The sequence below is a fragment of the Legionella londiniensis genome (assembly GCF_001467825.1).
Classification (GTDB): Bacteria; Pseudomonadota; Gammaproteobacteria; order Legionellales; family Legionellaceae; genus Legionella_A; species Legionella_A londiniensis.
The window spans coordinates 55,537-76,310 of sequence record NZ_LNYK01000014.1 but is presented as its reverse complement, the minus strand read 5'-3'; the positions used below and the strand labels follow the sequence as shown (position 1 = coordinate 76,310).

Genomic DNA, 20,774 nt, shown 5'->3' with positions numbered 1-20,774 from the left:
TGAAGATGAGCGCATCAGTTTTTCAACCAAAGCCATAAATCTATCAAGACGGAGAATTTGAATATGACAACGATTAGCGCAGCCCTGGTCATGAAGTTACGCGAACTGACTGGCGCGGGCATGATGGATTGCAAGAAATTTTTAAAACAAACCAATGGCGATATTGAAGAAGCCATTAAAGAAATGCGCAAAGCGGGTCAGTCTAAAGCCGATAAAAAAGCCGGCCGCACTGCCGCAGAAGGAGGAATCTTTATTGCTATATCTGGTGATGGACATCATGCCGCCATGCTGGAGGTAAACAGTGAAACTGATTTTGTTTCAAGAGATGATAACTTTACAACATTTGCCAATCGAGCTGTGGAAACTGCATTAAAGGCCAATGTTAAAAATGTTGATGAGCTTGCTCATGAAACGTTGAAAGATACAGACTCTACCGTAGAACAGGCAAGACAAGAGTTGATCGCTAAAATTGGTGAAAATATTAAATTACGCCGATTAGAACAAATGCATAGTGAAGATGTGATTGGTCATTATTTGCATAGCAATAGAATAGGAGTGCTTGTTGCCTTGAAAAATGGCGATGAAGCATTGGCCAAAGATATTGCCATGCATATAGCTGCAAGCCGACCCTTGGTTGTCAGTCGTGATCAGGTTCCAGCAGAAGCCATTGAAAACGAGCGTGAAATTTTTACGGCTCAGGCAAGAGAAAGCGGAAAACCACAGGAAATCATCGATAAAATGATTGAAGGCCGCATCAGCAAATTCATTGATGAAGTAAGCCTGCTTGGCCAGCCATTTGTTAAAGATCCAGGCAAAAAGGTTGGGCAATTGCTCAAGGAAAACAATGCTGAAGTATTGGGCTTTACCCGATTTGAAGTAGGGGAAGGCATAGAAAAGAAAGAAGATAATTTTGTTGCAGAAGTGATGGCACAGGTTCGTTCATAATGAGTACAGATTCTATGCCAGCTCTTAAATATAAGCGCATCATCCTTAAATGCAGCGGTGAGGCGCTTATGGGGAATGCGCAGTTCGGCATTGATCCTGCAGTTTTAGACCGAATTGCAAACGATGTTGCAGAGCTGATTCAAATGGGCGTCGAAGTTGGTATGGTTATAGGCGGCGGAAATTTGTTCCGCGGTAAAGTCTTATCAGAAGCGGGCCTGGGACGAGTCACTGGCGATCATATGGGAATGCTCGCTACAGTAATGAACGCACTTGCTTTGCGCGATGCTCTGGAGCGGATTGATTTGCCAGCACGGATTATGTCTGCTATTCCCATGCTCGGTGTGGTAGACCCCTATCACCGCCGCAAAGCAATTACCCACTTAAGAAATGGCCATGTGGTTATTTTTGCCGCGGGTACGGGAAATCCATTTTTTACCACTGATTCAGCAGCTTGTCTTCGGGCGATCGAAGTCGGTGCGGATATTGTATTAAAGGCAACCAAGGTGGATGGTGTTTATTCTGATGATCCTTTTAAAAATCCTAAGGCAGTCCGTTATGATTATTTAACCTATCAGGAAGTATTAACTCGTAATTTACAGGTTATGGATTCTACGGCAATATGCCTATGTCAGGAGCAGGGCATGCCTTTGCAGGTATTCAACATGAATGAACCTGGCGCTTTAAAGAAAATTGTAGCTGGAATGCGGGTAGGAACTATCATAGGAGCAGATCATGGTCAATGACATCAAAGGTGACGCTGAAAAGCGTATGAAAAAAACAATAGAAGCATTACGTCATGAAATGGCAAAGGTTCGCACAGGTAGAGCTAATGCCAGCCTATTGGATCATGTTCAAGTAGATTATTACGGCAACTTAACCCCTTTGAATCAGGTGGCCAATATTACCGTTAGCGATCCAAGAACGCTTTTGGTTACCCCCTGGGATAAAGCCATGGTTGCAGCTATTGAAAAAGCCATTATGCAATCTGATTTGGGATTGAATCCGGCAACAGCAGGCACTGCGATTCGTGTTCCTATGCCGCCCTTAACGGAAGAACGGCGTAAGGATTTGATTCGGGTTGTCCGGGGAGAAGCGGAGCAAGGTCGAATCTCTATTCGAAATATTCGCCGTGACGCCAATAACCAGCTAAAGGAACTTGTAAAAGAGAAAGAGATTTCTGAAGATGACGAGCGGCGTGCCAATGAAATCATCCAAAAGTTAACTGATAAATACATAGCTGAAGTTGATGCTTTATTGGCTGAGAAAGAAAAAGATTTGATGGAAATTTGATGTTGATGCAACTTTCCCATTGATTTTTTGATTGTTTCTCCAAGGCTGAATCCGTGGGTATACCGCGAGAATTCAGCAACCAGATGGATTCAAGAAAAACAAAAGTCAGCAAACCCAATATTTGGTCATTCCAATTGATTTTTCCATACCAGCGGGTAGGGCTGATAATTTTCCAAAGGTGCTATGCATATGAAGTTAATTCGCCCACTATTATCAATCATTTTAATACTCTCGCTCGGTGCGTGCACCAAATGGAAAGATGGCGAAGAGCATAATCCTTTTGAAGGAATGACTGCAAAACAATTATATCAAGAATCAAAAAGTTATTTGGCTAAAAAAGAATATGAGAGCGCCATTAAACGATTGGAGGCGCTCGAAACCATGTATCCTTTTAACAATGACGCAGAGCGTGCAGAGCTTGATTTAATCTATGCCTATTATCAAAATGGCGATTATGCTTCTGCAGCCGCAACTGCGGAGCGTTATACCAGGCTTTATCCCCGTGCCAAAAATGTTGATTATGCCTATTACATGAAGGGACTGGCAAACTTTCAACAGACACGCGGTACATTGGCCACTTTGTTACCCCTTGATGAGTCATGGCGGGATCCCGGCTCACAATCCCAGGCTTATTCAGACTTTGCGACGTTGATTCAGCAGTTTCCCAACAGCCGATACAAAGCAAATGCGTTGCAACGTATGATCTATTTGCGAAACATCTTCGCCCAGCATGAATTGAACGTAGCCAGATATTATTACCAACGCAAAATGTATGTTGCAGCTATTGAACGCGCAAATTATCTGATTAAAACCTATCCACAAGCTCCCAGTGTGCAGGAAGCTTTAGCCATTGTATATCATGGAAATAAAGAATTGGGCCTGAATCAAGCAGCAAACAACGCACTTGCTGTTTACCGGGCAACTTATCACGCCAATCCGCCCAATGTGGCTATTGAAAATGCTTAAATGTCACTGATAGTCATTCATTGCTTCAAAAGTACAGTTTAGCAACCCGGATTGATGCAGGCATTATCCGGGTTGGCTTCTCGTCTTGTGTTACGCTTCGCTAATAGGGGCTACGGATGTTGTGCCGACCCTGTTGTGGGCGGCGTATGATGCAAGATCATCTTTTTGTACCGCCAATAACAAATCGTTAATTAAACTTCGCAGTTCACCTGACAATAAGGCAAGTGCTGCATCTTGTTGCTGATATTCTTCTTCGAGAAGTTTTACTTCATTAAAGTCATCTGTTAAATAATCCAGGCATTTTAAACGTTTTAAAGTTAGATCCTGAGTTAGAGTGAATTGAATTCGTTCATTCCATACCAGAGAGATTTCAGCCGCAGCAAGCCCTTGAGATAATAAAGTTAAGATTTCATCTGCAGGAAGTTCATATCCTTTACAATTAAATCTTTTTTTATCGTTATCCGGTGAATAAAGCAAACAATCGGAAGCAAGCTGAAATTGATTAGGCAGGGTTTCGGGATGATTAATCCAATGAGCAAACTTCAAGGCCAGATTGCCCTCATATGCCAAGGGTTCAATCCGAATATCAGAAAGGGATTTGCGCAATAATGAAGTTAATTGAGCGGCTTGATTGGAGCTGGCAGTATTAATAATGAGCCGTTTGTGGACCGGGTCAAATAACGCATGCAATTTTTTTTGCAGGCAAAACGATTTGGGAAGCAGTTCAAATTCAAGTTCTTCAGCCAGTTGCGCTTTATCAGCACGCTTCATCGCGCGGCCATGCTGCGTTTCCCAGGCCTGTACACGATTGGCCAGTTCGCGTTTGATAACACCCCGGGGTAAAATCCGTTCTTCTTTGCCCATGCAAATCAAGTTTGCGCCAGCCACTTCTTGTACCAGTTCGTCAGCAAGAGGAGGAATCCAGCCATAAATAAACCTGGCATGCGGCGGACACGGCTTTAAAGCATCACCCTCTAGCGAGGCAGTTAAATTGGCGAGGTTCTCCAGTTCATAATGAAAAACTAATATATTGTTAAACCACATAGATGTTCCCTTTTTTAAAAAAAAGGGATGCTAGCATGACTTCAAATTGATTACCAATAGGCATTCAATGCGATGACTGTCGAAATAAAATCAGGCGCTTCCCGGCCTTTGACTGAGAACCAGCACCCGGCAATAATCCCGTATTGTGGCGAAAAATTGTATTCTACTGCTGGAGCCAAGGTGATTTCTTCAATAACGCCATGGCCAATATCAGCGGGCGTTCCATCAGGTTTTATGCCTCGCCTGCCAGAAAAAGAAGTCGCGTCACGATAAAAATAATATCCTTCCATGACCAATACCCAGTTTTTCGTTATGCTGAGCTCACCCGCCAAGTCGAAACTCATGAGATTGCCGGGCTTAATATGCCCCCATGTACCTGCTCCGCCGCCAAAGCTTGATAAGCCTCTAATTTTTGTTTCGTTAGCATATAGAAAATTAACGCTCATACGTTTTCGCAAATAATATTGATTGCCAAGCATTGATAAATGCTGGAAATTAAAAGCCAGTGCAGTTTGGTAGCTGCCAATCCCTGTACCGTCAGTCCCGGATTCAGTCGGGTTTAAGTCGTTATAACGGCCGGTTGGGAAAATTTCCTGAAGCGTTATTCTTAAATCAGGATGCAGGATTGATTTTTGCGTCAATGCCTGATATCCAATTAAAGCGGAAACATCACCAATATGTTTGCCGCTTTGTCCCATATTATGATTGAAAACATAGGGCAAGCTAAATTGAACATCTACATTGTCAGCCAGTCCGTAGCTCAGAAGCGGATTGAGTTGGATATTATAGTTAGATGAGGTATGAATCAGTTTCCAGTGGCGGTTAAACATGCCTAAGTTTTGCGTATAAAATCCGTAGGTCTCAAGGTTGAAATGTCCGAGAGGAATTGTTTTGCCGCTGGGAGCGAGCAAAGGTCCGGTAAACCAGGGATCTGGCAAAGCCTGCGAGCTTAGAATAAATAAAATAAGCCCTGAGAGAAGTCTGGTATATTTATGCATTTGAAGCCGTATAAAATTTGACGCAGTTTCAGGCGTTTAGGCAATTTATAGATTGCCTTGGTGACCTGGTGATTTTTATAAATTTTTCTTAGGATAAAATAAATAAGAGGGTGTGGCCAAGTACGACTATGCAAATATTTCTGAACAAGGCTCTTTATTTAGTTCATTTAGGAAAAAATTCAAGTAGAATTTTTTCCTAAATGAACTTCAATGAATGGAAATAAGGCGAATATGCAAGGCAAATTTGAATTTGATAAATTACCTCCGGAACTCAAGGTCGAATCAGCGCAGAATTTATCAATTCCTGATTTAGCGAACTTGGCCCAGACATCAAAATATCATTTGGCTTTGTTTAAACCCGTGATTGATGTTCGTAAATTATTGCACCATGTAGTCCGCGGGGAATATGAAGCAGTTGCCAGGATATTAAAAAAAGACATCAGTTTAATGTTTAAAAGAGGCAAAGTGAAGGATTGCTCCGGACGAATCTTTGATTCGATCAGCGCTTTTGAATATGCACTTTGGGCTTTGGATAAACATATGTGGACAACGATGCTTGAGTGCGTACCCAGAAATAAGGAAGGTAGAAAGGTATTGGCAAAATTGCTTTCTCAATATAACCAGATCAATGCAGGGCAGGTTGCTTACAGGTTGAACGGGAAAACAGTGGCTGAAAAACATTTTGATTTCAAGAATACCATCATTAAAGAATTGCAAATGCTGGTGGACTCGATAAACGCACCAGTGGCTCAGGATTGGTCTGCCATTGATAAACAGTGGAGAGAAGGCGTTGGCGGGGCACAAAGGCTTCTGCCCATGCATGCTGTTTTTGCGTACTGCTCTAATGAGCCTTTTTACCCTATCCCAGAATTTGCTTCGCGGCCCAAATCATCAAAGCAATATTATAATTGGAGAACTGATAAGCATGAAAACTGGTTTGGCGTGGATTCGTTGTTAGGGGTTGATTTTGCTATATATAAAGGAACTCCCAGCATGTGGCCGATGGGGGGGAGGGCCTGTACCGGGCTTGCGGGGGCTTGCCGTTGGGGTGTTCAGGTGGATTTAGCTGCCTTAAAGGCGTTATATGAAACAAGAACAAAGGATTTTATCAATCTCAAATCGAAACTCGAGAAAGAGATGGCTTTGGATAATCGTTACCAGGCTTTTCAGTTTTGACCGCTTTGGCAGCTTGTGGCTGAAGAAGCCCTCGCCATAAGCCGCAATGCTCATCGCTGTATGAGCCTAAAAACCATAAAAGAAATCCGGCAAACCTGTGCGCCGCTGTTCCCGCTTACTATGCCATCTAATCAAGCCTTGCCAGCCCCTATTGACTCCAATCAAAGTTTAAGGTGAGATAGCTCTTTAACTGTTACAGGGAATGAAATGCTGCTTGAAAAAGAGAATTCATGTTTGCTTTTGATTGATGTCCAGGAGAAATTAGCGCCTCTTGTCACGGAATCAGATGCTATGATTGCACGCTGCGGGTGGCTGCTTCGCCTGGCGAAGGAATTACAGGTACCTGTCCTGGCTAGCGAGCAATACCCCCAAGGGCTCGGCTCCACAGTCAAAACACTTCGTGAATTGATAACGAGTGACACGTGCGTCAATAAAGTCCACTTTTCTTGTTGCCGTGAGCCAAATTATCAAGCTTGCTGGGAGCAGTTAGGGAAAAAACAGGCAGTTCTTGCCGGTATAGAAACCCATGTCTGTGTCCTGCAGACTGCTATGGATATGATGACTGCCGGTGTGGAGGTTTTTGTTGTGGTTGATGCGGTCAGCAGCCGCCATGAAATCGATCATCGTTTTGGACTTGAACGTTTAAAAATGAACGGCGCAAATCTTGTCACTGCGGAAATGGTTTTTTTTGAATGGCTCAAGCAAGCCGGTACTTTGGAATTTAAAAAATTGAGCCAGGCCTTTTTAAGATAGAAGATTCTACAAGGAGAATTTTATGAATCTCGATAACCAAATTGCGCTTATTACAGGCGGAGCATCCGGGATGGGTAAAGCCTGTGCTGAAAAACTATCCGAATTGGGCGCCCGTGTCGTTGTCTGGGATAAAAAGACAAATAATATAGAATTTGATGCGTTTGCATGCGATGTGGGTTCTGCCAGTGAGGTTGAACTTGCAATGCAAGATACGATCGCTGCCATTGGCATACCAAGTGTATGCATTAATTGCGCAGGTATTGCGCCGGCAAAACGCCTGGTGGGTAAAAATGGTCCAATGCCGCTGGAGGAATTTAAGCAGGTCATCGATGTAAATCTGGTTGGAACGTTTAATGTTATGCGGGTTGTGGCACAGGCTATGACTGAACTCCATCCGTCGCCTGATACAGAAGAGCGAGGGGTGATTATCAATACCGCCTCCATCGCCGCATTTGAGGGGCAAATTGGCCAGACTGCATATAGCGCATCCAAAGGAGGCATTGTAGCAATGACGCTGCCGGCAGCACGAGAGCTTGCTCAATTCGGAATCCGGGTTAACACAATTGCTCCAGGTTTAATTGCAACGCCATTGCTGCTTGGAATGCCGAAAGAAGTACAGGAGAGTTTGGCAGCAACAATTCCCTTTCCCAAGCGCTTTGGCAAACCGGAAGAATTTGCCGCTTTGGTTGTTCATGTCATTTCAAACCCAATGTTAAACGGGGAAGTGATACGGTTAGACGGCGCGTTGAGAATGCAGCCGCGATAGTAAAAAACATTGCCTTTTGTATGAAAAGGCAATGACAACCGGCCTAGGCGGGCTCAGGCTGAGAAACGAGTTGAAATTCAATCAACTTCTCGGCAATTTTATCGCTTTGAATACGGTAACGACCGTTTGCAATTTCTTCTTTCAGAAACTTAATTTTGTTTAAGTTTAACTCAGGCGCATTAAAAATAGTTGCTTTTAATTCATCGAGTTGCCTTGCGCTGTCTTCAAAATTTAAGCTTGTTAGCAGCTCTTTTGGTACTGCTGTTGAATCTGGCTGATTTTGTTTGTGTTGGGAAGAATTCTTTTGTTCCTTTCGTGAAACCATAATATTTGCCCTCTGTGATACCCGAGTTTTTTATCGTAAATTTAACTCAAATCTTTAGCTTTTTTTTAAAAAAAATGATTTTTTATTATATGAATGTAAAAATGACAAATTAAGCTTTATTGGTTCTATTTGTTGATTCATTGCTTTTGTTGATCATAATTCTGTGCTAGTCTAAAAACATCGTTCAAAATAAGAGGCTTTATGTTTTCAGTCATCGATAAAAAACGATTGAATTATTATTGTTGCGAGATTAAGCGTTTAGAGAATGAGTTTGATTTATATATCCAGTCAAAATCCGCGAGCGAAGTTCATTCTTTCCCATACTCAGCGTTACATGACATAATTGAGAAAATCAAGAATTTTAATGATACCGAAGAGAAGATTAAACTGCTGGAAAATATCAAGGTCAATATCCTTTCCCGCCTCATGCAGCATAATCCAAAAATTTACCCTCTTTTTTTAAAAGTGGAAGAAATGACAATAGAAATGCAAGAAAAAGAGTCAGATATTTCTCTTCTAACCCGCAATTCTATTGCCTGATGTATGAAAAAACTGAACCGTGATTTTTATGATCGAGATACGGAGATTGTGGCTCAAGAGTTGCTGGGCAAGTATCTTGTTCATAAAACAAGCCATATTGAGCGAATTGGCAAGATTGTTGAGGTAGAAGCCTATCTTGGCCCTCATGATTTGGCAGCCCATTCTTCAAAGGGTGTGACTAATCGCACCAAGGTGATGTTTGGCCCTCCTGGATTTGCATATGTGTATTTAATCTATGGTATTCATTATTGCCTGAATGTGGTTACTGAGCCGGAAGGGCATGGCGCAGCAGTCCTTATCAGAGCATTGGAGCCAATTAAAAACATCGATAAACCAACCAATGGCCCAGGACGTTTATGCAGGGCAATGGAAATTAATAAAAATTTAAATAATGAAAATTTATTAAGCGACCGTTTCTATATCGCATTGCCTGAGCATGAGGACAGTTTCAGCATTGAATCGCGCCCAAGAATTGGGGTTGAATATGCAAAAGAGTGGGCCGAGAAGCTCCTCAGATTTTATATCAAGGGCAATGCTTACATTTCCAAAGCATAAAAAAACACCTAAAATGTATCTTCATCTAATTTTGCCGCCTGGCTTCTCTTTCAGCACGCAGCGCAAAACAGCAAGAGAAGAAAAGGAAGCAAAAATTAAACCATAATACTGGTATTGCAGGACTAATAGGGCAAAATGCTTCCGACTATAGATTATTCCAGCACAATGGGGTTTACCTGATATGCTCAACTTTACCGCAACATATACGGATCAATATCAACTGACTATGGCGCAGGTGTATTTTTTAAAAGGGAAAAACAATCATGATGCGATATTTGATTATTTTTTTCGAAAGCTGCCTTTGCATAATGGCTATGCTGTTTTTGCAGGCCTTGAAGATTTTTTAAATATACTTGAAACCTTACGTTTTGATTCGGATGATATCGAATTTTTAAAACAACATCATTTTCATCCGGATTTTATTGATTTTTTGAAGGGTTTTCGCTTTAAAGGCACTGTCTATGCGGCTTTAGAGGGAGATTTGGTTTTCCCGACAAGACCTGTAGTCTCTGTTGAGGCAAACTTGATCGAGGCTCAAATTATTGAAACATTATTACTCAATGTCCTGAATTTTCAAACCTTAATAGCCACAAAAGCAAGCCGTATCCGTCAAGTTGCGGGGAACAGGCAACTGGTAGATTTTGGTTTGCGCAGGGCTCAGGCAGTGGGGGGATACTACGCCAGCCGAGCAGCTATCATTGGTGGATTCAATGCCACGAGTAATGTGCGGGCGGGTCGGGATTATCAAATTCCAGTTTCAGGAACCATGTCTCATTCTTTTATTCAAAGCTATGACAATGAATTGGATGCATTCAGGGACTTTGCCACAATTTGGCCAGAAGAGAGCGTATTTCTTGTCGATACCTATGACACACTGAAAGTCGGTGTTCCCAATGCAATTAAGGTTGGGAAAGAAATGGAAAAAAGGGGGCATAGGCTCATGGGAATTCGGCTGGATAGCGGAGATCTTGCCGAGCTTGCCAAAAAATCCCGGCAAATGCTTGATGATGCGGGGTTGCATTATGTCAAGATTGCAGCTTCCAACCAATTAGACGAGTTTGCGATTCAGGATTTGCTTAAAAAAAACGCACCTATTGACCTCTTTGGGGTAGGAACCAGTTTGGTTATCGGCAGGCCTGATGCAGCATTGGATGGAGTATACAAATTGGCCTATTCTAATGGTAAGCCAAGGATCAAGCTGTCTGAAACCACGGATAAAATTACTTTGCCTTGCAAAAAACAGGTTTACCGACTGTTAGACGAACATAACCGGTTTGCGGGTATGGATCTTGTGGCTTTGAAGGATGAAGAAGCATTCAATAAAATGCATCATCCGTTTGAGCCAGAGCAGAGCTGGCATATCAGGCAATATAAACTGGAGCCGGTATTGAACAAAGTTTTTGCTAACGGCGAAAGAACAGTCAAGCCCAAGTCGCTTTCAGAAATTCAACAATACTGCCAAGAGCGCTTGTCACTCCTGCCTGAAGAGTATAAACGGCTAGAGGATTCAGAAGTGTATAAGGTCGGTTTAAGCGAGGGTTTGCATCACATTCGCCAGAAATTGATTGAGGAACATCTAGAGAAGAAAGCATGAAGACCTTAATCCTCATAGATGTACAAAACGATTTTATGCCAGAAGGGCCACTGGAAGTCTCCGAAGGCAATGCAATTATCCCCGTCATCAATCAAATTGCGCCCAAGTTTGATTTGGTGATAGCGACTCAGGACTGGCATCCTGCCAATCATATGAGTTTCGCCTCCAATCATAAAAATAAAAAACCGTTCGATACACTCCGCATGAATGGCCAGGAGCAGATACTTTGGCCAGATCATTGCGTGCAGGGCAGTTACGGCGCTGAATTTCACGCAAAGCTTGACGTAAAACCGATAGAAGCAATTTTTAGAAAGGGAGTTGATCCTGAAATTGATAGCTATAGCTGCTTTTATGAAAATGATCATAAAACATCCATTGGACTTGCGGGTTTCTTGCGTGAAAAAAAAGCATCAGAGCTTTATTTTTGCGGTTTGGCAGCAGATGTTTGTGTTTATTACAGCATTAAAGATGCAATTAAAGAAGGATTTCGTTGTTTCCTGATTGATGATGCAGTCCGGCCTTTAAGCAAAGAGAATTATCAGAAGATAAAAAATGAACTTGTACAAAAGGATGTTCATATCATCAACAGTTCTGATCTATAGTCTTTATAATGATTGCATGAAGAGAGAGTCGGGTTATGGATAATCGTTTGCTCACAATTTTTGTCTCTGGTGATGTGATGACAGGCAGAGGTATCGACCAAATCCTTCCTTCTCCCTCGAATCCTGTTTTATATGAATCTTATGTTAAAGATGCAAGAGAATATATACGTCTTGCCGAAGAAGTGAATGGTTCTATTCCGAGAGAAGTCAGCAGCGACTATATATGGGGTGATGCCTTGAAAGAATGGAACTTGAGAAAGCCAGAAATCAAGCTTATCAATCTTGAAACCAGCATCACAAGCCATGATACCCCCTGGGAAAACAAAGGCATTCATTATCGCATGCATCCAGGTAATATTATAACCCTTCAAGCAGCAGGAATTGATGTTTGCGCATTAGCAAACAATCATGTGATGGATTGGGGGCGGGATGGTCTAATTGAAACCCTGAAGGTTTTGCATAAAGCCGGCATAAACACTTCAGGCGCTGGTGAAAATCTTGATCAAGCTCAAATGCCCGCTATTATCCCTTTAAATGAACGCAATCGTTGCTTGATTTTTTCGCTAGGGCTAGAAACAAGCGGTATTCCTGCTGGGTGGCAGGCAAGGGCAAACCGGCCAGGGGTATGGCTTCTGGATGATTTAAGTTCTGATACAGTGACAATCATAAAAAATACGATTGATTACTTTAGAAAGCCTGGCGACATTTGTATCGTCAGTATTCACTGGGGTGGAAATTGGGGTTATCAGATACCAGCCGAGCATCAGGATTTCGCCCACGAACTCATAGATGAAGCAGGTATTCATTTGTTGCATGGCCATTCTTCCCATCATCCGCAGGGAATTGAGATTTATAACCATATGCCTATTTTGTATGGTTGTGGGGATTTTTTTAATGATTATGAAGGAATTAGTGGATATGAGGAATACAAAGGGCATTTATCATTGATGTATTTCCTGAAGTTTGACCCGATTACGCTCTGGATTAAGCATATCGAACTTGTGCCTATGGAGATAAAAAAGTTTAGCCTTCATTATCCTGCTATCCATGATTTTAAATGGATGCTTGAAACAATGCAAAAAAGCTCATCGCCGTTCCTGACAGAGATAACGCTTGGGAAACGGGGTTCAAATAGTTTTGAGGTGGTTATACATGGCTGAAAATATCCCGGAAACAGGAAAGACAATATATTTGGCCGATGAGTTGCATGCAGCAATTCACATGGTTCGTGAAGCAGGGAGCATTGCTAAAAAAATCAGCCAGAAAAATTTCAGCATACGCAATAAAAATACGGTTGAGTACAATCCGGTAACGGATGCAGATGAAGCAGTGAGTGATTTTCTGATTGAGAAAATTAAACAATTTTTTCCTGAAGATATTGTGATTTCCGAGGAAGGTCCTGTATTCGGTGAGGCGTATGACAATAAACGCATCTGGTTTATCGACCCCATAGACGGCACGCAGGAATTTATCAAAGGCATTGATGAATGGTCTGTGATGATTGGGCTGGTGGTCAATGGCAGGCCGTGCCTTGGCGTTGTTTATCAACCAACGCTTGGACACCTTTATTATGCTGCTAAAGGATCTGGTGCATTTTTATTAAAGGGCGAGAAGCATCAGAAACTTGAAGTGCGGGCGATAACAGACTCAGAAGAGGCCGTTTTGATTCAATCGAGAAGCCATTGGAGTCCTGAAGCCCAAAAAATTGCAGAGCGCATGGGAATTAAAAAATTTGTCAAGCAGGGATCCATTGGTTTGAAACTCGGCAAGATAGCAGAGGGGGAGGCTGATTTATATTTTAATTTTTCTGGCCGTTGCCACCTTTGGGATGTATGCGGTCCCGAAATCATTTTGGAGGAGGCAGGCGGCGAGGTTTTTTTAGCTTCGGGGAAAAAAATAGACTATGCGCAAAAATTAACTGTCATTCAAGATAGTTTTTTTGCAGCAAGCGCTTTACTAGCCAAGGAAGTGCGTAATTGCCTTTAAGCATGATCTCTTCAGTCGCCTGGATTAGGCACAGCCATAATCCAGGTTTGCATGAATAACACGAAAGATATTTCTGGATATCAGGATATATCTTGTCGCAAGGCTCTTGAGATGAGCTAAAAGTAGCGAGGATTAAATGAAGGATAAGGGATATGGATATCAAGCTTTTTGCCATTAATGCATCTCGTCAATTTGGTGAAAAAATCGCGCAATCTTCAAGTTGCATAAGGCTTGCTGAACTTGAAGAACGAGATTTCGCGGATGGAGAACATAAAATCCGATCTTTAGAGTCAGTACGCGGACAAACTGTTTTTGTCCTGCAATCTTTATATAGCGATAGAGAGCAAAGCGTTAACGATAAAATATGTCGGCTTTTATTTCTCATAGCTGCCTTAAAGGATGCATTTGCCGCAAAGGTGATAGCCGTCATCCCTTATTTCGCATATGCGCGAAAAGACAGGAAAACCAAAACGCGCGATCCGGTGACCATGAAATATATGGCACGCTTGCTGGAAGCATCCGGGGCTGATGCGCTTCTTACAATGGATATCCATAATCTGGCTGCTTTACAGAATGCTTTTTCAATACCCGTTGAACATTTGGAGGCCCGTCTGCTTTTTGCGCCTTATGTCGCAGACTTGCTGCACGATGAAGAAATCGTTGTGGTTTCTCCCGATGCAGGCGGCGCAAAGCGCGCAGAGCTGTTTCAGGAACTGCTTGGCCAATTGCTGCAAAAAGAGATTGGCAATGCTTTCTTACAAAAGAAAAGAAGCAAAGACGAAGTCACCGGAGGGCAGCTTGTCGTTGGAAATGTGAAGGGGCGCACGGCGGTGATTATCGATGACATCATCAGTTCAGGCAGCACATTGCAGCTCGCAGCTGATGCATTGAACAAGCAGGGCGCTAAAAGGATTGTTGCCTGCGCAACACACGGGCTCTTTGCGGGTGAAAGCAATAAAAATCTTTCTGAGCCGGCGCTTGAGAGGGTGATTATTACCAATACGGTATCACCGTTTCGGCTGGATAAAATATTGCAGGAAAATAAGCTGATAATGTTAGATGCAGCGCCCTTATTCGCTGAAGCAATTTTAACCATATACCAAAATGGCTCAATGGTTGAGTTATCCAGAGAATTTCCATTAAGGCGGACAGAAAAAAAAGATTGTTAAAGCTTGGGATTACCGGTTTGGCGTATTTTATTCATGAAAGATTGCTGTTGATAAGTTTAAATACGCTTTCGCTTTATCATGCCATTTCTGTTGATTATGAACACGGTAATCATCCAGGTGCCATATGGCAAGCTTGGCTTTGAGGCACGCGCGGTAGCTTTTAAAGAGTTTCAGGAGTTCCGGATGCGGAGCATCTCCCAATTTTTTATGGTACACGTTATAAAATAATTCACCTGCTTCTTTTTGTCCTAAATATTGGCATTCAATATACAAATATGACAATTCTTCTAATGGATCCATGATTCTCAGTTGATCGCTAAATTCCAACCGATCAGTGATAATAGGCGGAGAGGCCAGGCAAATATGTTCTGCCCTTAAATCCCCGTGGCATTCTCTGATACGGCCTTCTGCTATGCGATGGCTGATATAGTTGCTTAACTCAGCGAGTTTATGCAATTGAGCGTCGGCTACTTCCTGTAAAAAAATAGGATCTAATTCATAGCGTGGGTTCAGAAGTGAGTGCAAATTTTTTGCTATCTTTTCTTTTAATCGTTCCAGGTAAGCATGAGGCTCAAATAAAATGGGACGACTTTCCTGATAAAAATTCATTAAATGGGTTGCGGCTTCATACAGTATCTCTTGGTTCAAGTGTTGATTGAGTATGGCATTATCCAGAGTGTTTTCCCGGGGAAATCGCTTCATTTTTAAAAGCCACTCCTCAACAGTTCCGTCAATACTTCCCCCTACAGGACAAAAATGTCCTTTTTTATCTTGCAGAAAGGGGATGATATTTTGATAAATCCCTCTTGCCAATTTTTGATTCAAAATCAATTCACGATGGCAACTATTAAACCGTTTAGATAAAGTACTGAAATCAATGTAGGAAAAATTAACCGGTTTTTTTAATTTATAGGCATGTTTATCGGTAAGAAATACCCATGACATATGAGTTTCGATCGCTTCAATTTCTTTACAGGATTCATTGTAAGAGTCAGCTTGTTTTAGAAAATTGACTTTTTCCTGAAAGTGTTGCCATTGCTCTTCACAGCCTTTGTTTACAGGAATACGCATTTTTTATCCATTATTCTTGATTTGGGGTAAATTGTTTTCCTTGTACTATAATAGAACAAAAGCAAGATGGGTAAGCAAAACACAATTACTTTATATTGTTAATGCTTATAACTCATTATCACTAAACAATTTTTTTTGCAAGGTGACTCAATGAAGTTAAATACCTTTCAATACATTGCCAAGGGCAATAAGAGAGGCTGGACCATTGATTCATTTCCAGATATGGATTCAGAAAACACTTTAATTCTACTATTTTGTTCACCAGAATTTATTCGCGATCCAGCGCCTATACATGAACTTCGCAAGCTTTATCCCAGATCCAAAATGCTTGGTTGCTCAAGCGCCGGGGAAATTGCAGGCCCATTTATACTGGATCACAGCATATCAGTTGCCATTCCGCAATTTGAAAAATCAGAAATTAAAGTAACGCATAAACAAGTAGCTTCCGCAAACGATTCATATGGAGCAGGTGAATACATCGCGTCAATACTGAATCAGGATAATTTACGAGGCATTTTTGTATTATCTGATGGCTTAAACGTCAATGGCTCAGAATTGGTGAAAGGACTTAATACCAATACCGTACAAAAAAATAACCTCATTATTACCGGAGGCTTGGCTGCAGACGGCAATGATTTCAAACGAACCTGGACTGTTTTTAACGGTGAAATTCATACAGATACTATTGTTGCTGTTGGATTTTATGGAAACCATGTTCATATTGGACACGGTTCTCAAGGGGGATGGGATATATTTGGACCCGAGCGCAGGATAACCCGGTCTAAAAACAATATCCTTTATGAGCTTGATAACACTCCAGCGCTTAAGCTTTATAAAAAATACCTTGGCGATAAGGCAACTGATCTTCCTGCCTCAGGCTTGTTATTTCCCCTCGCAATCCGCAAACCAGAATCCGATATCAAATTAGTGCGAACCATATTAGGAGTAGACGAGGAAGAACAGTCACTGATTTTTGCAGGAGACATGCCAACTGGATATTTGGCACAGCTCATGCGCGCTAATTTTGACCGTATCATCAATGGGGCTTCTGAAGCCGGCGGCCTGGCCATGAAGCATTTGCAAAAACTGACCCAGGACGGCAAGCCAATTCTTTTGATAGCCATCAGTTGTGTCGGCAGACGCCTGCTATTGGGAGAAAGAACCGAAGAAGAAACCGAAGCGACGCTTGAAAATTTTCCTGAAGGAGCAGAACAGGTTGGATTTTATTCTTACGGCGAACTTTCGCCATTTACCGATGGATCTTGCGACTTACATAACCAGACTATGACTCTTACCAGTATCATGGAGGAAAATTGATTGTGGATAAAAAAAAATCAACTATACATCCACTCTTATTGCGTCAATTAAAAAGGGCCAATATCAGCGAACATGATATTTCACCCGATAAAAGAGATGACTGGAATGAGCTAATAACCCGCATCAGCCGCACTTATCATGATCACGAGCAGGACAGGTACTTGCTTGAGCGATCAATGGAGTTGTCTTCAAAAGAACTGCTTGAACTCAATGAAAAACTGGAATCTGCCCAACATATTGCCCATCTTGGTTATTGGCTTTATGACCTGGAAAATGACCAATTGTCATGGTCAAAGGAAATGTATAATTTGATTGGGTGTGATCCTTCACAACCAATACCGACCATGAAGGAAATCCAGGCATCGATGCATGAAGACGATCGTGAAAAATTTATCGAGATGATGGAACAGGTCCTATCCAAAGGTATTTATGGTGAAATAGAGTTAAGGTTTAAGAATTGGAAAGATCATAAATATTACTGGCATTTTGTCAAATTCCAGCCGCAGAGTGTGGAAGGCGGCAATCGTACCCGTTATCTATCAGGGGTTGTGATGGATATTACTGATAGAAAAGAATCGGAGCTTCTGGCGGTGGAAGCAAATCAAAAGCTGGTCAGTATATCTCGACAGGCCGGAATGGCCGAAGTTGCCACCTCGATTCTGCATAATATTGGTAATATTTTAAATAGCGCAAATGTGTCAATCAGCATTTTGCAGGAAAATTTCTCGCAAAATTATTATGAAAAGCTCTTTAAGGTTGCAATCATGATTAAAGAAAATCTTCATGATATTGCGCACTTTTTCCTGCATGATCCAAAGGGGCAATTAATTCCAAATTACCTTGTAGAATTAATAGAAATTCTAGCCAAAGCTTATCGCAACAGCCGCAGCGAATTAAACAACATTGCCTTTAATTTAACCCACATTAAAGATATTGTCGCTATGCAGCAAACGATTAGCGGAACTTCTTCAGGTGTATTTGAAAAAATTTATATTCCAGAAGCCATAGATACCGCTTTGCAAATGGCCATCAATGGTTCTAAAGCTCAAATCAATATAGCCAGGGCTTACGAAAAAGTGCCGCTCGTTCTGACTGATAAATCAAAACTCACTCAAATATTGGTTAATCTAATTCAAAACGCAAAAGACTCTGTCCAGAAGAATCCAGCCAATCTCGATAAAAAAATAAGTATTTTTTTAAAAAACAAACAAGATCAAATCCAGATTTGGGTGGAGGATAATGGCATTGGAATTCCAGGTGAAAATCTGGACAGAATTTTTTCATTCGGTTTTACGACTAAGGAAAGTGGGCATGGTTTTGGGTTGCACAGCAGCGCCCTGGCAGCAAAAGAACTTGGTGGATGGCTTAGGGCAAGGAGCCAGGGAACCAATAAAGGCGCTACGTTTATTTTGGCTTTGCCGATAAATGGTCGGAATAAGTAGGGGGATAATCTATGCAGAATACAGATTTTAGAATCATCATCATTGATGATAACCCCAATATTCACCAGGATGTCATTAAGGTTCTAACACCGCATACAAGCACGGATGATTTTGTACAACTGGATAAAGCCTTATTCGGAGAAAATAAAGAAGAGTCCTTTGATCAGTTTCTTCCGGCCTTTCAATTTGCTACCGCTTCACAAGGCAAAGAAGGTCTTGAGAAAATAAAGCTTGCCTACCGGGAAGGCAAACCTTATGCCCTGGCTTTTGTAGATGTTCGTATGCCGCCAGGATGGGATGGCATTGAAACCATTAAACAGATATGGAAAATTGACCCCGAGATTCAAATAGTGATTTGTACAGCCCACTCGGATTACAGCTGGGAAGAAACCATTCATGAACTCGGCATGAGTGATAATTTCCTAATCCTGAAAAAGCCTTTTGACAACGTTGCTGTAAGGCAACTGGCTTGTGCCCTTACCCAAAAATGGTTATTGACAAAAGAATCTAAAAAACAAACTGCTTATTTGAACCAGGTTGTCAAAGAGCAAACGCAATCCTTTCAGCAATCCCTTTCCCTCTTGCGCGCTACACTGGAATCTTCTACTGAGGGGGTATTAGTTGTTGACCTTAAGGGAAACATTATTGACTATAACACCAGGCTTTACGAAATGCTTGGGCTGCCAAAATCTCTGTTAGAATCAGGGGAGGAAAGTCTTTTTCATGAGTACCTAACCTGTAAAATGGTTGAACCTGACAGCTATATCACAAACCTTGACAAGCTTCATAAGCATAAAGAAATATCCAACAGGTTGGTGATTAAACTGAATGAGGGGAAAATATTTGAATGTTGTTCGCAGCCTCATCGGTTAATGGATAAAACCGTCGGTCGAGTATGGAGTTTTCGCGATATTACCGAACGCGCATTTCTTGAAAAAAAACTTGAATATCAGGCGACTCATGACGCGCTGACTGAATTGCCAAATCGCGTTTTGTTATATGACAGAATACGTCAGGAAATTGCTAATTCAATGCGTTACAACAAACAATTTGCCATATTATTTTTTGATCTAGACCGGTTTAAGCTGGTCAATGATAGCTTGGGCCATGAATTTGGCGATAAGCTCCTTTGTCAGGTAGCCAAGCGTTTATCAGGCATGATACGTAAAGTTGACACCCTGGCAAGAATAGGCGGCGATGAATTCATTTTACTTCTTTCAGGCCTTCGCCATGAAGAAGAATTAATGCATATCGCTGTTAAATTAGTGAACTCTTTTAATCAACCGTTTGTCATTGAAGGCCATGAGCTGAATATAACCGCAAGCATCGGTATAACCCTTTACCCTACGAATGGAACGACTGCAAGCAAGCTCTTGAAAAACGCTGATTTAGCCATGTATCAAGCAAAGGAAAATGGCGGAAATCAATTTAAATATTATACGGAACGATTGAATAAAGAAGCCAAACTTCGCTTAAAACAGGAAATGGAATTACGGCGTGCCATTGCCAATAATGAATTTTTTCTTGTGTATCAGCCGCAGTTTGATATACGCCAACAGAAATTCCTGTCGTTAGAAGCTTTAATTCGCTGGCAGCACCCAAAAAAAGGAGTCATTTTACCCATTTCATTCATTCCTGCCGCAGAGGAGTCAGGCTTAATTATCTCGTTAGGGGAGTGGGTGATCCAGGAAGTTTGCAAACAAATCAATCTTTGGCGGCAAGAAGGCTTGCCTTTTATGCGTGTGGCCGTAAATGTTGCCACCCAGCAATTAAAACAGGCTGATTTTGCCGAAACAGTCAGCGAAATTTTAAAGAAATACAAGATACCGCCTGAATATCTTGAAATTGAAATTACCGAGAATGTGATTGTTACTCATACGGAAGTATTGAGTATGGTCAAAAGGCTTAAAAAAATTGGTGTAAGGATAGTGCTCGATGATTTTGGAACGGGTAATTCATGTTTAAATTATCTAAAGCAAATCAAAATAGACCGGCTTAAAATTGATCGTTCATTTGTTGCAAATATTGCTCGTTCCCAAAGTGATGAAGTGATCATTGAAGCCATCATCGCTATGGCGCAAAGCATGAATTTCAAAGTTTTGGCAGAAGGCGTAGAAAATCAACAGCAAATTAATTTCCTGAAGAAAAAGCAGTGCGATGAAGTTCAGGGATTTTTCTATTGCAAGCCTATAACCCCGGACCTGGTCGTTGAATATATTAAATCTGTGGAATAAT

20 protein-coding genes and 1 pseudogene are annotated in these 20,774 nt (G+C 41.6%); 17 read left to right on the top strand and 4 right to left on the bottom strand.

All coding sequences use genetic code 11. From position 1 onward, the window contains the following. Window positions 1–63 precede the first annotated feature (63 nt). From tsf to Llon_RS04060, 4 genes are all read left to right on the top strand, one after another. Window positions 64–945: a translation elongation factor Ts gene (gene tsf, locus Llon_RS04075; protein ID WP_058528794.1), complete on the top strand. Its 882-nt coding sequence runs from the start codon at window positions 64–66 to the stop codon at window positions 943–945. Continuing rightward, the gene (pyrH, locus tag Llon_RS04070) at window positions 945–1,688 is read left to right on the top strand and encodes a UMP kinase (RefSeq protein WP_058528793.1); all 744 of its coding nucleotides are present in this window, start codon (window positions 945–947) and stop codon (window positions 1,686–1,688) included. The genes tsf and pyrH overlap by 1 nt, the downstream gene beginning before the upstream one ends. After that, the gene (gene frr / locus Llon_RS04065) at window positions 1,678–2,235 is read left to right on the top strand and encodes a ribosome recycling factor (RefSeq protein ID WP_058528792.1); all 558 of its coding nucleotides are present in this window, start codon (window positions 1,678–1,680) and stop codon (window positions 2,233–2,235) included. Before pyrH ends, frr begins: the two co-directional genes overlap by 11 nt. A 189-nt stretch (window positions 2,236–2,424) precedes the next feature. Beyond that, complete coding sequence (locus Llon_RS04060; RefSeq protein WP_058528791.1) at window positions 2,425–3,201, top strand: outer membrane protein assembly factor BamD; 777 nt, start codon at window positions 2,425–2,427, stop codon at window positions 3,199–3,201. A gap of 90 nt (window positions 3,202–3,291) precedes the next feature. Here the strand turns inward: Llon_RS04060 and Llon_RS04055 are convergent, their stop codons facing one another. Then, complete coding sequence (locus Llon_RS04055; protein ID WP_058528790.1) at window positions 3,292–4,245, bottom strand: recombination-associated protein RdgC; 954 nt, start codon at window positions 4,243–4,245, stop codon at window positions 3,292–3,294. A 50-nt stretch (window positions 4,246–4,295) separates the two neighbouring features. After that, window positions 4,296–5,243, bottom strand: a complete 948-nt coding sequence (locus Llon_RS04050; protein ID WP_058528789.1) for a transporter — start codon at window positions 5,241–5,243, stop codon at window positions 4,296–4,298. A 210-nt stretch (window positions 5,244–5,453) separates the two neighbouring features. Between Llon_RS04050 and Llon_RS04045 the strand changes: the two genes are divergently transcribed. The 3 genes from Llon_RS04045 to Llon_RS04035 all read left to right on the top strand — a co-directional run bounded on the left by Llon_RS04045 (window position 5,454) and on the right by Llon_RS04035 (window position 7,938). Then, a complete protein-coding gene (locus Llon_RS04045; RefSeq protein WP_237758253.1) occupies window positions 5,454–6,419 on the top strand; it encodes an F-box protein in 966 nt (321 codons plus the stop codon). Between the two features lie 207 nt (window positions 6,420–6,626). Then, window positions 6,627–7,172 carry an isochorismatase family protein gene (locus tag Llon_RS04040; RefSeq protein WP_058528788.1) on the top strand — a complete coding sequence of 182 codons (546 nt, stop codon included), beginning with the start codon at window positions 6,627–6,629 and terminating at the stop codon, window positions 7,170–7,172. Between the two features lie 22 nt (window positions 7,173–7,194). Further along, the gene (locus Llon_RS04035; RefSeq protein ID WP_058528787.1) at window positions 7,195–7,938 is read left to right on the top strand and encodes an SDR family NAD(P)-dependent oxidoreductase; all 744 of its coding nucleotides are present in this window, start codon (window positions 7,195–7,197) and stop codon (window positions 7,936–7,938) included. 43 nt (window positions 7,939–7,981) lie between these two features. On the opposite strand, the pseudogene flgM reads toward Llon_RS04035, so the two are convergent. Continuing rightward, window positions 7,982–8,272 (bottom strand): annotated as a pseudogene (flgM, locus tag Llon_RS04030) (flagellar biosynthesis anti-sigma factor FlgM); the annotation flags it as partial. A 192-nt stretch (window positions 8,273–8,464) separates the two neighbouring features. On the opposite strand from flgM, the gene Llon_RS04025 reads away from it, so the two are divergent. From Llon_RS04025 to Llon_RS03995, 7 genes are all read left to right on the top strand, one after another. Beyond that, window positions 8,465–8,803 carry a hypothetical protein gene (locus Llon_RS04025; RefSeq protein WP_058528785.1) on the top strand — a complete coding sequence of 113 codons (339 nt, stop codon included), beginning with the start codon at window positions 8,465–8,467 and terminating at the stop codon, window positions 8,801–8,803. Between the two features lie 3 nt (window positions 8,804–8,806). Beyond that, a complete protein-coding gene (locus tag Llon_RS04020) occupies window positions 8,807–9,358 on the top strand; it encodes a DNA-3-methyladenine glycosylase (RefSeq protein ID WP_058528784.1) in 552 nt (183 codons plus the stop codon). 181 nt (window positions 9,359–9,539) lie between these two features. Then, the gene (locus Llon_RS04015; RefSeq protein WP_058528783.1) at window positions 9,540–10,952 is read left to right on the top strand and encodes a nicotinate phosphoribosyltransferase; all 1,413 of its coding nucleotides are present in this window, start codon (window positions 9,540–9,542) and stop codon (window positions 10,950–10,952) included. Further along, window positions 10,949–11,554: a bifunctional nicotinamidase/pyrazinamidase gene (gene pncA / locus Llon_RS04010; RefSeq protein WP_058528782.1), complete on the top strand. Its 606-nt coding sequence runs from the start codon at window positions 10,949–10,951 to the stop codon at window positions 11,552–11,554. Before Llon_RS04015 ends, pncA begins: the two co-directional genes overlap by 4 nt. A 35-nt stretch (window positions 11,555–11,589) precedes the next feature. Then, on the top strand, window positions 11,590–12,714 hold the full coding sequence (locus tag Llon_RS04005) for a CapA family protein (RefSeq protein ID WP_058528781.1): 1,125 nt from the start codon (window positions 11,590–11,592) through the stop codon (window positions 12,712–12,714). Continuing rightward, entirely contained in the window at window positions 12,707–13,540 is an 834-nt protein-coding gene (locus Llon_RS04000) for a 3'(2'),5'-bisphosphate nucleotidase CysQ family protein (protein ID WP_058528780.1), read from the top strand. Before Llon_RS04005 ends, Llon_RS04000 begins: the two co-directional genes overlap by 8 nt. A gap of 152 nt (window positions 13,541–13,692) precedes the next feature. After that, window positions 13,693–14,709 carry a ribose-phosphate diphosphokinase gene (locus tag Llon_RS03995; RefSeq protein WP_202813338.1) on the top strand — a complete coding sequence of 339 codons (1,017 nt, stop codon included), beginning with the start codon at window positions 13,693–13,695 and terminating at the stop codon, window positions 14,707–14,709. A 27-nt stretch (window positions 14,710–14,736) separates the two neighbouring features. Here the strand turns inward: Llon_RS03995 and Llon_RS03990 are convergent, their stop codons facing one another. Continuing rightward, a complete protein-coding gene (locus Llon_RS03990; protein WP_058528778.1) occupies window positions 14,737–15,780 on the bottom strand; it encodes a hypothetical protein in 1,044 nt (347 codons plus the stop codon). A 150-nt stretch (window positions 15,781–15,930) separates the two neighbouring features. Between Llon_RS03990 and Llon_RS03985 the strand changes: the two genes are divergently transcribed. Genes Llon_RS03985 through Llon_RS03975 form a run of 3 tightly spaced genes read left to right on the top strand, consistent with a single transcriptional unit; the run spans window position 15,931 to window position 20,773 of the window. Further along, complete coding sequence (locus Llon_RS03985; protein WP_058528777.1) at window positions 15,931–17,097, top strand: FIST signal transduction protein; 1,167 nt, start codon at window positions 15,931–15,933, stop codon at window positions 17,095–17,097. 2 nt (window positions 17,098–17,099) lie between these two features. Next, complete coding sequence (locus Llon_RS03980; protein WP_131754669.1) at window positions 17,100–18,539, top strand: PAS domain-containing sensor histidine kinase; 1,440 nt, start codon at window positions 17,100–17,102, stop codon at window positions 18,537–18,539. Window positions 18,540–18,550: 11 nt separating this feature from the next. Beyond that, window positions 18,551–20,773 (top strand): GGDEF/EAL domain-containing response regulator, encoded by a 2,223-nt coding sequence (locus Llon_RS03975; RefSeq protein WP_058528776.1) that lies wholly within the window; start codon window positions 18,551–18,553, stop codon window positions 20,771–20,773. Window position 20,774: the final 1 nt, after the last annotated feature.

Bases quoted from the DNA above. Each gene is read 5' to 3' on its own strand.
- tsf (WP_058528794.1), top strand. From the start codon at position 64: ATGACAACGATTAGCGCAGCCCTGGTCATGAAGTTACGCGAACTGACT.
- pyrH (WP_058528793.1), top strand. From the start codon at position 945: ATGAGTACAGATTCTATGCCAGCTCTTAAATATAAGCGCATCATCCTT.
- frr (WP_058528792.1), top strand. From the start codon at position 1,678: ATGGTCAATGACATCAAAGGTGACGCTGAAAAGCGTATGAAAAAAACA.
- Llon_RS04060 (WP_058528791.1), top strand. From the start codon at position 2,425: ATGAAGTTAATTCGCCCACTATTATCAATCATTTTAATACTCTCGCTC.
- Llon_RS04055 (WP_058528790.1), bottom strand. From the start codon at position 4,245: ATGTGGTTTAACAATATATTAGTTTTTCATTATGAACTGGAGAACCTC.
- Llon_RS04050 (WP_058528789.1), bottom strand. From the start codon at position 5,243: ATGCATAAATATACCAGACTTCTCTCAGGGCTTATTTTATTTATTCTA.
- Llon_RS04045 (WP_237758253.1), top strand. From the start codon at position 5,454: ATGAATGGAAATAAGGCGAATATGCAAGGCAAATTTGAATTTGATAAA.
- Llon_RS04040 (WP_058528788.1), top strand. From the start codon at position 6,627: ATGCTGCTTGAAAAAGAGAATTCATGTTTGCTTTTGATTGATGTCCAG.
- Llon_RS04035 (WP_058528787.1), top strand. From the start codon at position 7,195: ATGAATCTCGATAACCAAATTGCGCTTATTACAGGCGGAGCATCCGGG.
- Llon_RS04025 (WP_058528785.1), top strand. From the start codon at position 8,465: ATGTTTTCAGTCATCGATAAAAAACGATTGAATTATTATTGTTGCGAG.
- Llon_RS04020 (WP_058528784.1), top strand. From the start codon at position 8,807: ATGAAAAAACTGAACCGTGATTTTTATGATCGAGATACGGAGATTGTG.
- Llon_RS04015 (WP_058528783.1), top strand. From the start codon at position 9,540: ATGCTCAACTTTACCGCAACATATACGGATCAATATCAACTGACTATG.
- pncA (WP_058528782.1), top strand. From the start codon at position 10,949: ATGAAGACCTTAATCCTCATAGATGTACAAAACGATTTTATGCCAGAA.
- Llon_RS04005 (WP_058528781.1), top strand. From the start codon at position 11,590: ATGGATAATCGTTTGCTCACAATTTTTGTCTCTGGTGATGTGATGACA.
- Llon_RS04000 (WP_058528780.1), top strand. From the start codon at position 12,707: ATGGCTGAAAATATCCCGGAAACAGGAAAGACAATATATTTGGCCGAT.
- Llon_RS03995 (WP_202813338.1), top strand. From the start codon at position 13,693: ATGGATATCAAGCTTTTTGCCATTAATGCATCTCGTCAATTTGGTGAA.
- Llon_RS03990 (WP_058528778.1), bottom strand. From the start codon at position 15,780: ATGCGTATTCCTGTAAACAAAGGCTGTGAAGAGCAATGGCAACACTTT.
- Llon_RS03985 (WP_058528777.1), top strand. From the start codon at position 15,931: ATGAAGTTAAATACCTTTCAATACATTGCCAAGGGCAATAAGAGAGGC.
- Llon_RS03975 (WP_058528776.1), top strand. From the start codon at position 18,551: ATGCAGAATACAGATTTTAGAATCATCATCATTGATGATAACCCCAAT.